This is a genomic window from Flavobacterium labens, assembly GCF_048286755.1.
Lineage (GTDB): Bacteria > Bacteroidota > Bacteroidia > Flavobacteriales > Flavobacteriaceae > Flavobacterium.
This window is the reverse complement of the sequence record NZ_JBLVPL010000007.1, coordinates 159,860-176,632: the sequence shown is the minus strand read 5'-3', so window position 1 is coordinate 176,632 and position 16,773 is coordinate 159,860. Positions and strand designations below refer to the sequence as shown.

14 protein-coding genes are annotated in these 16,773 nt (G+C 31.8%); all 14 read left to right on the top strand.

Going from position 1 to position 16,773, the window contains the following annotated elements:
• Window positions 1–952, top strand: a 952-nt coding sequence (locus ACNQF8_RS14090; RefSeq protein ID WP_417983530.1) for a gliding motility-associated C-terminal domain-containing protein, incomplete at its 5' end; no start/stop codon positions are given.
• Window positions 953–1,001: 49 nt separating this feature from the next.
• Window positions 1,002–1,910 carry a PorP/SprF family type IX secretion system membrane protein gene (locus ACNQF8_RS14085; RefSeq protein WP_417953734.1) on the top strand — a complete coding sequence of 303 codons (909 nt, stop codon included), beginning with the start codon at window positions 1,002–1,004 and terminating at the stop codon, window positions 1,908–1,910.
• A gap of 11 nt (window positions 1,911–1,921) precedes the next feature.
• Entirely contained in the window at window positions 1,922–3,862 is a 1,941-nt protein-coding gene (locus ACNQF8_RS14080) for an OmpA family protein (protein WP_417953735.1), read from the top strand.
• A 361-nt stretch (window positions 3,863–4,223) separates the two neighbouring features.
• Complete coding sequence (locus ACNQF8_RS14075; protein WP_417953736.1) at window positions 4,224–5,549, top strand: ice-binding family protein; 1,326 nt, start codon at window positions 4,224–4,226, stop codon at window positions 5,547–5,549.
• A gap of 61 nt (window positions 5,550–5,610) precedes the next feature.
• The gene (locus ACNQF8_RS14070) at window positions 5,611–6,894 is read left to right on the top strand and encodes an ice-binding family protein (protein ID WP_417953737.1); all 1,284 of its coding nucleotides are present in this window, start codon (window positions 5,611–5,613) and stop codon (window positions 6,892–6,894) included.
• 64 nt (window positions 6,895–6,958) lie between these two features.
• On the top strand, window positions 6,959–8,254 hold the full coding sequence (locus ACNQF8_RS14065; protein WP_417953738.1) for an ice-binding family protein: 1,296 nt from the start codon (window positions 6,959–6,961) through the stop codon (window positions 8,252–8,254).
• A gap of 17 nt (window positions 8,255–8,271) precedes the next feature.
• Window positions 8,272–9,549 carry an ice-binding family protein gene (locus ACNQF8_RS14060; protein ID WP_417953739.1) on the top strand — a complete coding sequence of 426 codons (1,278 nt, stop codon included), beginning with the start codon at window positions 8,272–8,274 and terminating at the stop codon, window positions 9,547–9,549.
• 141 nt (window positions 9,550–9,690) lie between these two features.
• Window positions 9,691–11,466 (top strand): T9SS type A sorting domain-containing protein, encoded by a 1,776-nt coding sequence (locus ACNQF8_RS14055; protein ID WP_417953740.1) that lies wholly within the window; start codon window positions 9,691–9,693, stop codon window positions 11,464–11,466.
• Between the two features lie 441 nt (window positions 11,467–11,907).
• Window positions 11,908–12,572, top strand: a protein-coding gene (locus tag ACNQF8_RS14050; protein WP_417953741.1) for an IS6 family transposase whose coding sequence is annotated in 2 segments (ribosomal slippage) — window positions 11,908–11,998 and window positions 11,998–12,572 — 666 coding nt in all. Because the reading frame shifts where the segments join, the coding sequence is not laid out codon by codon here.
• 213 nt (window positions 12,573–12,785) lie between these two features.
• Complete coding sequence (locus ACNQF8_RS14045) at window positions 12,786–12,947, top strand: hypothetical protein (protein WP_417953742.1); 162 nt, start codon at window positions 12,786–12,788, stop codon at window positions 12,945–12,947.
• 360 nt (window positions 12,948–13,307) lie between these two features.
• Window positions 13,308–14,570, top strand: coding sequence for a tyrosine-type recombinase/integrase (locus tag ACNQF8_RS14040; RefSeq protein ID WP_417953744.1), 1,263 nt, complete (start codon window positions 13,308–13,310; stop codon window positions 14,568–14,570).
• Between the two features lie 57 nt (window positions 14,571–14,627).
• The gene (locus tag ACNQF8_RS14035; RefSeq protein WP_417953745.1) at window positions 14,628–15,815 is read left to right on the top strand and encodes a hypothetical protein; all 1,188 of its coding nucleotides are present in this window, start codon (window positions 14,628–14,630) and stop codon (window positions 15,813–15,815) included.
• Window positions 15,816–16,025: 210 nt separating this feature from the next.
• Window positions 16,026–16,313 (top strand): helix-turn-helix domain-containing protein, encoded by a 288-nt coding sequence (locus ACNQF8_RS14030; protein ID WP_417953746.1) that lies wholly within the window; start codon window positions 16,026–16,028, stop codon window positions 16,311–16,313.
• Between the two features lie 52 nt (window positions 16,314–16,365).
• Window positions 16,366–16,770: a SprT family zinc-dependent metalloprotease gene (locus ACNQF8_RS14025; RefSeq protein WP_417953747.1), complete on the top strand. Its 405-nt coding sequence runs from the start codon at window positions 16,366–16,368 to the stop codon at window positions 16,768–16,770.
• Window positions 16,771–16,773 lie beyond the last annotated feature (3 nt).

Here is a 16,773-nt window from a genome sequence, read left to right as displayed (position 1 = left end):
ACAGCCAGCAGAACCAACAACCGCATTAGCATGTTGGGAAACCAGAAGCTTTGATACAACAACTTGTCAATGGAAAACAACAGGCACACAGCCAGCAGAACCAACAACCGCATTAGCGTGTTGGGAAACTAGAAGCTTTGATGCGGCATCTTGTACTTGGAAAATAACAGGGACCAAACCGGTAGAACCTGTTAAAGTAAACTGTTGGAATTCGTATACTTTCAACACAACAACATGTGCTTGGGTGAATAATAATACTGTCAAACCTGCAGAACCAGCGAAAGTGAACTGTTGGGACACGTATACTTTCAGCACAACAACATGTGCTTGGGAAGTAACAGGAACAAAACCTGAACCAACATTAATTGAAAAAACAGTGTGTAATACGGACAGTTCTATAACTATCGATTTAAATACTTTACTATCTCCCGAAACACCAAACAATGGAACTTGGATTAACAACAGTAGCGCAGTTTTAAACGGAAATATATTCTCTCCTTTTAATTTACCTGATGCAGATTATAATTTTGAATATAAATATCAAATTGTAAATGAACAATGCCCTAGAAGTATATTTATAAAAATAACTCTTTCAGATAATGATTGTAGTATTGTGTTAGGTTGTGGTGTAATTGACGTTCACAATGCCTTCTCTCCAAATGGAGACGGAGCTAATGAAGCCTTTGTTATCGAAAACATTGATAATATATTGTGTTATCCCGATAATACTGTGGAGATTTATAATCGTTGGGGCGTTTTAGTTTATGAAACGAATGGATATAATAATACCAGTAAAGCTTTTACAGGCTTATCTAAAGGTAGAACTACAATTGGTCAGTCTCAGGAGTTGCCAACTGGAACCTATTTTTATATATTAAATTACACTTTTATTGGTGAAAACAATCAAGTTAAGACTAATAAAAAAGATGGGTATTTATACCTTACAAGATAAATCTAACTCCTGAGGGCTAAGAAACCCTCAGGTTTAAAAAATAAACTAAATGAAGACAAGAGTACTATTATTCGCCTTGCTGTTTACTGGAATTATAAGTTTTGCCCAACAAGATGCCCAATTTTCCCAATACATGTATAACACCATTAATATCAATCCCGCTTATGCAGGATCAAGAGGAGCCCTGAGTCTATTTGCCTTGCATCGTACACAATGGGTTGGACTCGATGGCGCACCTGTTACAAATGCAGTTTCAGTCAATACTCCTATAAATGATAGTAACTTGGGGTTAGGCGTTTCTATAATTAATGACAAAATTGGGCCAACCCATGAGAATACTATCTCGGCTGATTTATCTTACACTATTCCTACTTCAGAAACTTTCAAACTTTCTTTTGGTATCAAAGCAACTGCAAATTTGTTTGATTTAGATGTTACCCGACTCAATCCTGTAGATGATGACCCGAGTTTACATGACTATAATAATAAATTCTCCCCCAATATTGGTGCGGGGATTTATTATCATTCAGACAAAGGGTATGTAGGTTTATCAGTTCCTAATTTCATAGAAAGCAATCGTTATGATGATAATGAGGTTAGAATTTTCAAAGAAAAAATCAATTATTACCTTATTGCGGGATATGTGTTTGATTTAAATGAATTAGTAAAATTCAAACCTGCTTTACTTACCAAAATGGTTTACGGCGCACCGCTTCAAGTTGATGTTTCAGGAAACTTTATGTTTAATAATAGATTTATGGTTGGAATTGCTTACAGATGGAGTGCTGCTTTGAGCGGCATGGTTGGCTTTCAAGTTTCAGATAGTTTATATATTGGATATGGCTATGACAAAGAAACAACTAATTTAAAAAATTATAATTCAGGTTCGCATGAAATATTCTTGCGTTATGAAATATTCAACAATATCGATAAAATTACAATTCCAAGATTCTTCTAAAAACAATTATTATGAGAAATTATATACTCCTTTACCTAATAATAGTAAGTGTTTTTTCATTTAGTAGTTATGCACAAAAAGCCAAAGTTAGCGCTGCTGATAAGAAATATGATAGCTATGCTTATATTGACGCCATAAAAATCTATGAAAAGGTTGCAGAAAAAGGATACAAATCAGTTGATATGTTCCAGAAATTAGGTAATTCCTATTATTTTAATTCTGATTTTAGCAAAGCTGCCAAATGGTATGGTGAATTGTTTGCGGTGACTTTGGATGTAGATTCAGAATATTATTATCGTTATGCACAATCATTGAAATCTATTGGACAAAATGATAAAGCAAACGAGATGATGGAAAAATTTCACCAAAAATCTGGCAATGACAATAGAGCAAAACTCTTCGAAAAAAATAAAAATTATTTAGATATAATCAAGGCTAATTCTGGAAGATATAAAATTGAATATGTAGGAATTAACTCTAATTTTTCAGATTATGGGAGTTCTATTTCAGGCAACAAATTAGTATTCGCCTCAGCTCGCGATACCGGAGGCATTTCTAAGAAAATATTTAAATGGACCAACCAATCTTTTACCAATTTATACAGTTCCGAAGTAAAAATGGATGGTACTTTAGGACCACCAGAGCGATTCAGCAAAAAGATAAACTCCAAGTTTCACGAATCAACACCCGTTTTTACCAGAGATGGCAAAACCATGTACTTCACAAGAAACAACTATCTAGATGGCAAGAAAGGAAAAGATAGTAAACTAGTAACCTTGTTAAAACTATACAAAGCCACAAAAAACAAAGAAGGAGAATGGGTTGATGTAGTTGCCTTACCCTTCAATAGCGACAACTATAGTATTGCGCATCCAGCATTAAGTGTAAATGAGAAAATCTTGTACTTTGCCTCAGATATGCCAGGAACTTTAGGACAATCCGATTTGTTTCAAGTAGCAATAAAGGAAGATGGAACTTATGACACCCCACAAAATCTAGGAAACACCATCAATACCGAAGGTAGAGAAACCTTCCCATTTATAAGTAACGATAATGAGTTGTATTTTGCTAGTGATGGAAGGCCGGGACTCGGAGGATTAGATATTTATGTAGTCCAGATAGGAACAGACAATAGTATCACCGATATACAAAATGTAGGAGCTCCAATAAACGGAACCGATGACGATTTTGCGTTTTTAATAGACAGCAAAAACAGAAAAGGTTTTTTCACTTCAAACCGAACTGGAGGCAAAGGATATGACGATGTTTATAAGTTTACCGAAATCCGTAAACTAGCATGTGAACAAAGTTTAACGGGGGTAATCACGAATAAGGAAACGACCAAAATATTGCCAGATACCAAGTTGAGTTTGTTTGACGAGAAATTTCAACTGCTTAAAGAAGGAATATCCGATACAAATGGTAAATATAGCTTTGAAGTACTATGTGGCAAAACCTATTATGTAAAAGCAGAGAAACACGAATACGAAACTAAAGAAGGAACGACTTCTATAGCCAAAACACCAGGCAAGAGTGAATTGGATTTAGCATTAGAGCAACGTATTAAACCAATTGGAATAGGAACAAATTTAGCTAAAACCTTAGACATTCCAATAATTTATTTTGATTTGAATAAATCTTTCATCCGTAAAGATGCAGCCTTTGAGTTAGCCAAAGTACTTGCAGTAATGGAAGAATATCCAAATATGAAAATTGATATACGTTCACATACCGATAGTAGGCAAACGATACAGTACAATGATGCATTATCCGATGGAAGAGCCAAATCTACAATGGCCTGGTTGGTTAAAAATGGTATAAAAGCGAGCAGATTAACTGCTAGAGGCTACGGAGAAACTAAACTTGTAAACAAGTGTTCCGATGGTATACAATGTACCGAAGCCGAACATCAAGCCAATAGACGTAGCGAGTTTATCATTACGTCAATGTAGACAAATAAAAAATTGAATAATTAATAACCTCATTTATTATTGTTTCTGGCAGCAACAGTATCTTTTTTATAACAAAAGCATTGAATTTGAAGGCGCTATTCCATGGGGAAATGACGGTGCGGGAACTGTTATCGTGTGGGATTATAGAACTATGCTTTAGACTATGAAAATAGTAAAAAAGGCTTGAAAAAGAGTCGTCTTAGTTTTACTCTTAACGGAAAGAAATTAAAAGGAGAAACTGTATTATTACGAATGAAAATCAAGCAGAAAAACGCTTGGTTGTTAGAAAAATGAAAAATAAATATACAAGTGATTATAATATTTTACTCAATTTAACTTTGGAAAAACTTAATAAAAAGAAATGAAAAAAATTGCAACTCTCTTATTTATCGCCTTTTTGATGATGTCACAAATTGTATGTGCACAAGTTGGGATTGGAACAATAACTCCAGACGCATCATCAATATTAGATTTAACCTCTAATTCACAAGGGATTCTTATTCCTCGAATGACCACCTCGGAAAGGGATTTAATTGCTAATCCTGCAAATGGACTTTTAATTTACAATACGACCACCTCACATTTCAATTATTTTGATCTCGTTTGGAAAGAGTATTCTGAATATACAAATTATTATAATTCTAATTCTACAAATGACGTCACAACTACTGCTACATCAGACGAAGTAGTGCCTGGAATGACAATTGCACCACTCTTGTCAGGAACATATGAAGTAACTTTTAATTGTTTGTACAATAATTCGCCAACAGAGCGAATAGTTTCTGCGGGGGAAAGTTTCCCAAGTACGATGGCTCAACAAGCTAAATCGGATTTGGAGCTATTAATTAATGAATTAAACGCTCTTACAGTAACTAACTCAACTCATCTTGCTGTTTTTGGAAATGGAGAAACTATTTTCCCAGGTGTTTATTTTATAGATGGAGCTGCTTCAATTGCTTTGAACTTGACATTAGATGGTGGTGGGAATTCAGATTCAATTTTTGTTATTAAATCAAATGGGGCTTTGGCTGCTGGTGCAAACACTACTGTTATTTTAACAAATGGGGCACAAGCCAGAAATGTATTTTGGTTAGCTTATGGTGCTCCTTCTTTTGGTGCAAATACTATTATGAAAGGGAATGTAATAGCAGCTTCAACTGGGGCTATTGCCTTTAATACAGGAGGAAATCTTGAAGGAAGGCTTTTAACAGTTTCTGGAGCAATAACTTTTGGACCAGCAGTTGCGAGCATACCCGCAGGAATAGCTCCATATACATTGGGTACAGTAACAGATTTTGTTTTATATACTGCTTCTGGGGACATTACAAATACTGCCGTGTCAACAATCACAGGAAATGTAGGGACTAATTTAGGGACTTTTGTAGGTTTTGAATCAGCAACGGTAAATGGTGCTTTTGTGACTAATACAACTTATACTTCTTCAACATCGACTACAATATCTACACCAAATACGAACAATATTTTAGCCTCTTTTAGTCTATATCAAAATGGGGTTTTAATTCCAAGTTCTAGTAAAATGTTGACTAGTGAAGCTGATTATGGAAATGCCTCTTTGCAAGCCATTTCAACTCTTGAAGCAAACCAAGTAATAGATGTAAGATGGAATACAGATTCCGAAAAAATAGGGATGGGGAATAGGACTTTAACTTTGATAAAAGTACAATAAACATAAAAACAATTAAAATTGATATTCACAAGATGGTTGAATAGGTTTTAAAGAATCACAAATGAAAAAATTATCCTGCATTAAATTATTTTTATTTTTGTTAACACCAATATTTGTTGGTGCTCAGGTAGGTATTGGTACATTTTATCCTGATCCGTCTTCACTTTTAGAATTATTTTCAAATAACAAAGGATTGTTAGTTCCAAGAATGACAAGCTCAGAAAGAGATTTAGTAGTAGCACCAGCTGTCGGGTTGTTAATTTATAATACTAGTACATCAACCTTTAATTTTTTCGATAAAGATTGGAAAGAATATTCTGCTTTTGCAATAAGTTATAATTCAAATTTAACAGATGATATTACAACTACAACCACCTCAAATGAGGTTGTAAATGGTATGTCAATAACACCTCCATTTGCCGGAAAATATAAAGTTACGTTTACTAGTTATTATAGTAATGCTCCAATCACTATTGGTCCTTTTCCTTCAGTTCAGGGTGAGGTAGATTTACAGTCAATTTACGACAATTTACATTCGCTTCAAGGTACGGTAACCCATAATGTTATTTTAGGAAACGGAGAGGTTTTAATTCCTGGGATTTATGATGTAGTGGCAGCAGCATCTATGGTAGGAGCTCTCTATTTTGATGGACAAGGAAATCCAGATGCTCTTTTCGTTATTAGGATTAATGGCGCTTTATCAGCAGGAGTAACTACAAAAATGGTTTTGCTCAACGGAGCAAAAGCTCGTAATGTTTTTTGGGTAATTGAAGGAGCTGCGTCAATCGAAGCTTCAACTATTATTAAAGGCACTGTAATTACTAATTCGGGTGCAATTACAATGGGAGCTGGAGGAAATCTTGAAGGTAGGCTTTTTTCAATCGTAGGAGCTATTAGTGTTAATACAGTAAATGCAATAATTCCTTCTGGAATTTCTGTAATTGATTTAGGAGTGTTGTCCACTTTTATTTATTTTAGTAGTGCAGGTGCAGTTACTAATGGAGGATCTTCGGTAATTACTGGAAATATTGGAACAAATGTTGGCGACATATCAGGATATGGATCACCTACTGTTTTTAGGGGTTCATTTTTAAATGCTGGAGGTACAATAACAACTTTATCGCCAAATAATACCAATGCATTAGGAACTTTTGGTATTTATCAGAATGGGGTTTTGATTCCAAGTTCAAATAAAATTTTAACTAGTAATGCGAATTCTACAAATTTATCATTACAAGGCATAGCAACTATTTTGCCTAATCAAATAATAGATATAAGATGGAATACAGATTCCGAAAAAATAATGATGGGAAATAGGACTTTAACTTTGATTAAAGTACAATAAACTTAAAAATAATTAAAATTGATTATAAATAAAGAGGATTTAAATTAGTTTTAAATAATAACAAATGAAAAAAATATTTTGCTTTTTAATACTTGCATTTTTTCTAGCTCCAGTATTCGTTGTTGCGCAGGTAGGTATTGGTACTGTTAATCCAGATCCTTCAGCATTATTAGAATTATATTCTAATAGTGAAGGATTACTTGTTCCTAGAATGACAAGTTCAGAACGAGATTTGATAGTAGCACCAGCCATTGGACTATTAATTTACAATACTAGTACATCAACCTTTAATTTTTTCGATAAAGATTGGAAAGAATATGCTGCTTTTGCAATAAATTATAATTCAAATTTAACGGGTGATATTTCAACGACCTCAACATCCAATGAGGTTGTAAATGGTATGTCAATAACACCTCCATTTGCAGGAAAATATAAAGTTACCTTTAATAGTTATTATAATAATCATAATAATACTCCAATAATTAGAGGCCCATTTACAGCTGAACAGAGTAAAATTGATTTGCAAATAACTTATGATAATTTGCATTCATTAACAGCTACAATCACAAATCATCTATCTGTTTTAGGAAATGGAGAAACATTAATTCCTGGTGTTTATACTATTGCAGGAGCAACATCAACAGTAGGGACAATCAATTTTGATGCTGGCGGAAATCCAGATGCTCTTTTTGTTATCAGGATTGGAGCTGCTTTCTCCGCAACAGCAAGTACGAAAATGGTTTTGCTTAACGGAGCAAAAGCTGCTAATATTTTTTGGGTAGTGGAAGGAGCTGCTTCAATTGGGGCTTCTACTATATTAAAAGGAACTATAATTACCAATGGTGGTGCTATTTCAATGGCAGCGGGAGGAGATCTTGAAGGCAGACTTTTTGCCATCATAGGAGCTGTTAGCTTTAGTTCAGGAACAGCAGCTGTTCCTTTTGGAAATTCTGGAGTAGACTTAGGGGTATTGTCCACTTTTATTTTTTTTAGTGGTGCTGGTGCAATATCAAATGCGAACACTTCAACAATTACTGGGGATATTGGAACAAATGAAGGGGCTATATCAGGGTTTGGTTCCCCTAATGTTTTTAACGGTTCCATTTTATATCCGGGAACAACAATAACAACTTCAACGCCTAATACTACGAATGCAATAGGAACTTTTGGAATCTATCAAAATGGAGTTTTAATTCCAAGTTCAAATAAAATCCTAACAAGTAATGCTAATTCTGTAAACTTATCGCTACAGGCCATTGCAACTATTTTACCAAATCAATCAATAGATATTAGATGGAAAACAGATTCCGAAGAGATAGTAATGGGAAATAGGACTTTAACTTTAATAAAAATACAATAAATATTAAATCATTATAAATGAAAGATACAGGAAAATTTTTATTGCTTTTACTATTTATAAATTGTCAAATTTCAAATGCACAAGTTGGGATTGGAACAATAAATCCACATGCCTCATCAATATTAGATTTAACATCAAACTCTCAAGGGGTTCTTACTCCTAGAATGACTACAGAGCAAAGGAATTTGATTTTAAATCCAGCAATTGGACTTTTAATTTATAATACAACCACATCGAATTTCAATTATTATGACGTTGGTTGGAAAGATTATGGAACTTATGCAAAATGTTATAGTACAACTGGTGTAAGTGATATTGGAACCAAATCTAATATAGATGCAACACTTCCTGATATGAGCATTTCTCCAATCCCAGGAAAATACTCGCTTTCTTTTGACAGCCAATTAACCAATAATATTATGATTATTGCAGTCAATACTGATACTCTTTTAGCTGACTTTTTTTTAGCTTACAATCAACTTGAAACATTGCCAACAACTAATTCTTCTCACATAAATTTTGGTAATGAAACCATTAGTCCTGGAAAATATTCTGTAGCTAGTGCTATTGAAATTTCGGGTACTCTTACCTTGGATGCTGGTGGAAACCCAAATGCACTGTTTGTTTTTAAAGCAAATGGAGATTTAAATATGGCAGTTGGTACGACAATTATTTTAAAAAATGGAGCCCATCCTGAAAATGTTTTTTGGGTAGCTGAAGGAGCAATTGGCATTGGAGCCAATACAATAGCGAAAGGAATTTTAATTTCTCATAGTTATGCGATTGCAATTGGTAATGCATCAACATTAGATGGAAAAATGCTCACAAACTCAGGAGCGATAGCTTTTGGTACAGGAACGTGTACAACTCCGTCAAAAGAATCTTCGATAATTAGCCTAGGTTCATTGTCAACATTTGTTGCTTTTACAGGATCTGGAGCAATTAATAATACAGGAAATTCTGTTTATAATGGCAATATAGCTTCAGGATTAGGTGCTACTTCAAGTCTTGCTGCCGCAACAGTGAATGGAACCCTTTTTCCTCCAGGAAGTACGGCCGCTGCTAATTCAGGTTATAGTAATGAAAATACAATTGCAACATTTAGTATTTATCAAGGAGGAATTTTGATTCCTAATTCTGTTAGAAAATTTAAGTGCAATTCAAATAGATCTAATTTGTCTTTGCAAACAATAGTAGATGTTGTATCAGGACAGACTATTGATGTTATGTGGAATATCAGTTCAGGAACTTTAGCTATAGGAAATAGGATACTAACACTAATGAGTGTAAAATAGATTTTATTCTAGCTTAATTAGGATTAGAACATTGATTGCAAACAGTGTAAAGTATTCAAATAAAATATTAATATTAATAAGTGTTCAATAAATATAATTTTCAATTATCGAATTTTAAAATAAGATTACTAAATCTAGATTATGATAGACTTTCAAATAAATTATAGGCGGTATTTGGTTATTGTTGGAATTTTAGTTCAGACGTATGTAAATGCTCAAGTGTTTGTTGGTGCTAATACTAATGTTCTTGTAAACAACCAAGTTTTTTATGTAAAACAGAATTTAGAATTAAGCGTTGCAAGTAGTAATTTTTATTTAAGAAATCAAAGCCAACTCTTGCAAGGTACAACAGGGTCAGGAGCGAATAAAGGATTGGGTAGTTTATCTGTTTTTCAGGAAGGAACTGTAAATAATTATCAATTTAATTATTGGTGTTCACCCGTAGGAAATGCAACTTCTTACACAGCTGTAAATAACCCTTTTGGAATTACCCAATTGGGAACACCAACAACCAAAACAAATACAACCCTTGCAACTATCTTATCATCTGGTCAAGTTGATGGTACTGCTGATCCTTTTGCGATTTCTCCTCGTTGGATTAATAAATTTGCAACTAACAACACCTCATATTCTGATTGGGTTCAAGTAGGTGCATCTACATCTATAAATGCGGGTGAAGGTTTTACCATGAAAGGTACTTCAGGAATAAATACGACTACAGTTGATGGAGTTCAAAATAATCCCGATGGAAAACATCAACGTTATGATTTTAGAGGAAAACCAAATGATGGGACTATAAATATTCCGGTTTTATTAGGAGAATGGACATTGACAGGAAATCCCTATCCATCGGCTTTAAATTTACAGGCATTTTTAATTGGAGAAACAAACTGTGACGGAACTGCTTATTTCTGGGAGCAGGACAAAACGGTAAACTCTCATTATATTGCAGATTATAAAGGAGGTTATGCTACCTATTCTGCCGCAACTAATATTTATACGCCAGCAATTTTTTATTCTTATGACGGTTCTGGAAACCAAATATCACCAATAACTAGTCCTGGAAATATGTATGAAAGAAAATATGCTCCCATTGGCCAAGGTTTTATGATTGTAGGAAGTACGAATGCAAATGTTCAAATGAAAAATAATTACAGAGTTTATGTGAAAGAAGGAGATGATAATTCATCACAATTTGAGAAAAGTGCCAACGATAAAACGACTACTAAAATTGGCGTGACACCTCAAATACGTTTTAATACTTTACTAGATAATGGACCGATAAGTCAAATGGTTCTGGCATTTGATCCATCATCTACAGACGGTGTCGATCGTGCCATGGATGCCGCTTCTCCAAATGATGGTCCAGCAAATAACTACTTTGTAATTAAGGATAATGAGTATATAATAAATATTATGCCTTTTGATATTGACAAGAAAATTCCAGTTGGATTTAGAAATTATGCTCAAGCCAATTATAAAATTACGGTAAATCAAATGTTGAATATTCCCGAAGTTACAAATGTATACTTACATGATAAAGTTACAAATGTATATTATGACATTAAAAATAGTTTATTCGATGTTACATTACCAGTTGGAACAAACAATACACAATATGAAATTACCTTTAAAAACGGTACTTTGGGGGTTAATGATTTGGTAAATAAAAGCAGTTTCATAGTGCGACAAGATAATACTATAAAAAAATTAATAATTAGCAATCCCTTCCAAAAAGAAATTGATTCTTGTGGATTATATGATGTTATGGGAAGATTGGTTTTACTAAAAAGTCAGTTGGGAACTGATTTTTATTATACATTTTCAACATCAAATCTAAGTGACGGAATATACATTGTTAAGTTAAGTACAACTGATAAATCAGAAATGGGGATGAAAATTATCGTTAAAAACTAGTATTCCCATTTTTATCTATTCCTAAAAAACGATAGAAGATTAATAAAGATGAAAAAAACATCAAAAAGTTGATGGGTCGTTTCTAGTATCCCATGTTTTTTAATGATGATAAAATTGTTAACTGCTATAGCCATAAGGGTTTACAGAAATATATAGCTCCCACATATGGTGTATTGTAACTCCAATTTTTTTTAGTTCCCGTTCCATTTTAGGAAAAAAATCATGAAGTTTCTGCAATTTAGAACTAATGGATTCCACTGTAGTGTGTGAAAACAAAAGTTCCAGTTCTTCATCTGTTTTTTCATTAATCACTTCAATAATTAATCCGAGGACTTCGAATAAAGAAATATACTTCTTTACTGTATTCCTAGAAAGAGATAAGTAGGCTCTGTCGCATCTAAAGTTAAGTTTTATCTTTGTCTTTTTTAAATTCTTAAACTCATGAATACGAAAGGTTATTGCTATCCGAAATCTATTATACTGCAGGCGGTATATTTTAAGCTTAGGTTTACATTAAGCTATCGTGATGTTGAGAGATCATGAAAATGCGAGGAGTTTCTGTTGATCATGCCACGATTCAGCGTTGGGTGTATAAGTTTACACCTTTGTTTGAGTCAGAGATGAAGAAGAGAAAAGGGAGAGTGGGGGCGAGTTGGAGAATGGATGAGACCTATATCAAAGTAAAAGGTATTTGGTGCTATTTATATCGAGCGGTAGATAAATTAGGCAATACAGTAGACTTTCTTTTGACCAGAAAAAGACAGAGAATGAGTGCTCAGTCGTTTCTAATTAAAGCAATTGGTAGTAATTGCCGGCCAAGAGTAATTAACATTGATAAAAGTGGTTCTAATACTGCAGCGATTAAAGTATATAACAAGCGTTCTTTCTCAAAGATTAAAATCCGGCAGTGTAAATATCTCAACAATATTGTAGAACAGGATCATCGATTTATAAAATGGAGGATACAAAACGGGTTAGGCTTTAAAAGCTTTGAATCGGCCAAACGAACCTTGAGCGGAATTGAAGTTGTCCATATGCTGAGAAAAAATCAGATGATTGGACCAGTGCTAACTATGTTTAAATCTTTCTGTAAATTGGCTGATTAACCTTTAAATTACTTAAATTCTTATATTTGATTCTGACACATGCGACAGAACCTATAAATCAGTACGTATAAATACCTGTTTGCAGATAAAAATTTAGATATTATTTTAATCAAATAAGTATTAATCTAAAAATAATTATTCTTTAACAATCAATTTAAATTGAATTATAAACTTTGATAAAAGTTTTTTGCAATTTGATTTAATAGTCTTTCCATGAAACCAAAATCTAATAAGTCTCAAAAAAGTGATGGAAGTAAAAAAAAGAGTAAAGCAAAGGAAAAACGTGCTGTTATAGTTGATTGGTTTGTCCGAGTTATTGTTGGAAAGACATTTGAAGAATTCTATGAAAAAAATAAGGATAGTGGACGGGATTGAAAAATTTCGATCGAACACTTGTTTTTTTTATATCTTAAGTATTGATTGTTAGTATTTTAAGGTGTTCGATTCCCAGCGGATTCCTTTTTCTTTTTTTAGTATATTTAAGGAATTTGTCTCGATTTTAGAATTATTAAATAGATAAGTATTTGATTTTAAGTGTTTTAAAAAGTAAAAAAGGAAGGTGTTCGACACCTTCCTTTTGTGGAGTCGCCGGCTATTGCGTTTTATATACTAGAATTATGTGTTAACAACTAATAATGAGGCGTTAGAGCCTATTTTGATTGGATTTGTTATATTTGTTATTATGCTGTTTTTATAACCTAATAAAGCAAAATTGTCAACTAAATTGTCAACTGAATGAAATACACATTTAATTTAAAAGAACCAAAATCCGAAAATGAAACACTGATTTTATTTTCCTGTTATTTCAAAGAAGAGAACAAAAAATTCGTTTATTCAGCTGGAGAAAAAATAATTCCAAAGAACTGGGATTTTGAAAATAGATTTGTTTTTACTAATGGTAAAAATAAATCAAAATTTTCAGAAAGCATAAAGAAACAGTTAAATCGTTATTCTGATTTATTTCTTGAAACAGAAAGTTTATACAAAAGGATTAACGAACCATTTACTTCTAAAATTTTAAAAAAAGCATTTGATTTAGAGTTTAAAAAAGTAGCAGCTGGAAAGAATATTTTCTTTGAAGCCTACGATGAATTTATGTCAGAAAAGAAGAATGGAAAAGAATGGTCAGAAGCTACTATCAAACGATATGATAACATAAAAAATATTCTTAAAAAATTTGAAATTGCTAAAAAGTATAAATTTACGTTTAGTAATATTAATGAATTTTTTCATCGAGAATTTACTGTTTATTGTATGGACGATTTGAAGCATATAAATAATACCTATTCTAGAAATTTAGGTCTTTTTAAAACATTTATGTTTTGGGCAAGAAAGAAAAATTATACTTACAATGATGCTTTTCTTGAATTTAAGAAAGTTGAGAGAGTAATAACGAATCAAATTGCTCTAACAATTGAAGATTTAAATAAATTAATGCAGCACCAGTTCGAAAGTAGTAAACTTGAAAGAGTGAGAGATGTTTTTGTATTTGCATGTGTAACAGGAATGAGATTTGGGGAACTTTCTTTAATTACTAAAACTAATGTAACTGACAATTTTATTATTCTAAAAGAAGATAAAGACGAAACAAAAGAAGCAAGAGAAATTCCTTTAACTAGTCTTTCTAGATATATATTGTTAAAATACGATTACGAACTTCCTTTAATTGCAAATCAAAAACAGAATCAATATATAAAAGATGTTTTTCAGGAATTAGAATATAATCATAAGGTTCAGAAAGTAACCACCAAAGGTAAGGAGAACATAAAGGAAGATATGTTTTTTTACGATAGAATAAGTACTCATACTGCTCGTAGAACATTTATAACAATGATGAAAAGGCAAGGAAAAAGTGATAAGTTGATAGCATCTATTACTGGACATAATGATATGAAAACACTTAATCAATATTATCAAATTAGCGAACCTGAAAAGAAAGAAGCAATGGACGAAGTTTTTAATATTGAAATTCCATTAAAGAAAATTTCAGGGAATTAATTAATATTAAAAATAGATTATTTAAATTTCCAGCAGAACAATTTAAATTGATCTTAAATGAATAGAGATAGTATTGCTAAAAAACTTGGAGTAGAAAGGCTAGAAGATTATATAATCGATGAATTTTTAATCGGTAAGAGGGAGGGAGATATATTATTGGAAGCGATTTTTAGAGAGTCTAAAATGGATTTAGAAGAATCTAAATCTGATGAAATTAGGATAGTTGGTATTTTAGGGGAGTTGATTAAAATAAAAAATGAATTTAGTTATACTACTAATAATTATTTCTCTCATGTAATTCAAGAAGCCAAGGATTATGCCTCAAATATTGCACTTGATGTTTTCGATGAAAAAGATGAATTGAATAATCTCGCAAAATATATTTTAGATGTTTACGATTTCAAAAAAACTAAAAATTTTATTGTTGAAGGACAATTATTGAAGATCAGAGAGAATAGTAGAAAGTATCATCTCAAATTAAATTATATTCTAAAGTCAAAAATATATTTCGATTTTTTAAATGATAATTGTAAAATAGATCGATACAATTGGAATTGGCTAAGTTTTGAAAACGGATTAATAAGAGTGTTAGGAAACCATACACTAGAAAAGCTTTCTTTAGAAGCAAATTATAGATTAAAAAATGAAACTTTTGAGATTAATAAAAACAGAGAAATTGAAGATTTACAGACTCAAAATAAAAGGGAAAAAGATAACTTCGAGAATCGAAAAAATAGAGAAGTTGATGACTTAAAGAGTGAAATAAAAGATCTAAAGAGAGAAATTGGTCAATTAAATACAGAAATTGAGATGAGAACCAATTTTCATAATAAATATTATTACGACTCCCAAGTAATGATCAGTAATACATATGTAGGAGATAATCTTCCATTCCTTTTATACCTATATAATTTTCTTAAAATTAACAACCTATTTTCTTATGGTTGGTCATACTTCTTTTCTTGTATGATTATCGGAAACAAAGAAATGATCCCGTTAAAATCATCAAAAAAACAAAATTTTATTGGCAGGATATTTTTTCATTTTAAGGATTATCTGATTTTGCATTATAAGGATGAATCTTTTAAATTTTTACAGTCAAAGTTTTTAATTAATGAATCTCCGATAACAGAAAATTTTAGAACTAATCACATGAAAACTAAATTTGATTCTAATGATGAGCCGGAGTTAGTTATAATTGATGAATTTTTTGCTAAACAAAAGAAAATATACATTAAAATGTAAATTCAGATAAAGTCTAAATAGTTTTTTAATAGATTTTCATATAATTATTTTTTTTAAAATACTGATAGTCAATTATTTTAATTTTTTTTAGTTGTAATATAAAATAGATTTTTGATATATTAAATAGTTTCTTCTGCTTGTAGTTTTACAATATTATAAACAAGCAAATTCACCCTCATACATTAAGGAAGTTTGCATAATTAAAATATTATGAAACTAGTAATCACTACACCAGAAACCTTGGAAGAAATAATTAAATCTTCCTTAGACACAGCTATTCAGGAATTTTATTCAAAGAAAGAATCGGCAAAAGAAAGAAAAAAACACTACACAATTAAGGAAACTTCCATCGAATTAAAAGTTAGTACACTAACCGTTAGAAATTATATCGAGAAAGGATATTTGAAAGCTTTTAAAATTGGTAATAGAGTTTTAATCACCAATGAAAGTTTAGAAAAAGCCTTGAATGAGGTAAAATCTTTGCAGTACAGACGATAAACTCATCATCAAAATCGATTTAACCGTAAAACTAACGTAAAAATTACGCATCATGGATAAATATTCATACACATGCCATAATTGTGGTAGAGACTATATTCCTAAAAGAAGAGTGGTACAAAAGTATTGCAGTAATAGTTGTAGGACAAGAGCTTTTATGTTGAGAAATTCTAAAACTGGATTAAGTGTTCCAGATAATAAAAAGAAAGAGCCAACTAAAATTGAAACAATGAGTTTAGCAGGAGTAGGAAATACTGTTGCTGGAGTAGCAATCGTAAAATTAGCTGAAAATTTATTTATTTCGGAATCTAATAAACCTGCAACTAAGAGAGATATTAAAAATCTCGAAGCTAAAATTATTAAAAGATATTATCCAGTTAAAAACATGCCGCTAAATCTTAATGGACTAAAGCCCTATTTTGATTTAGATTCATGCTTAGTTGTTTATTTTAAATAAGTA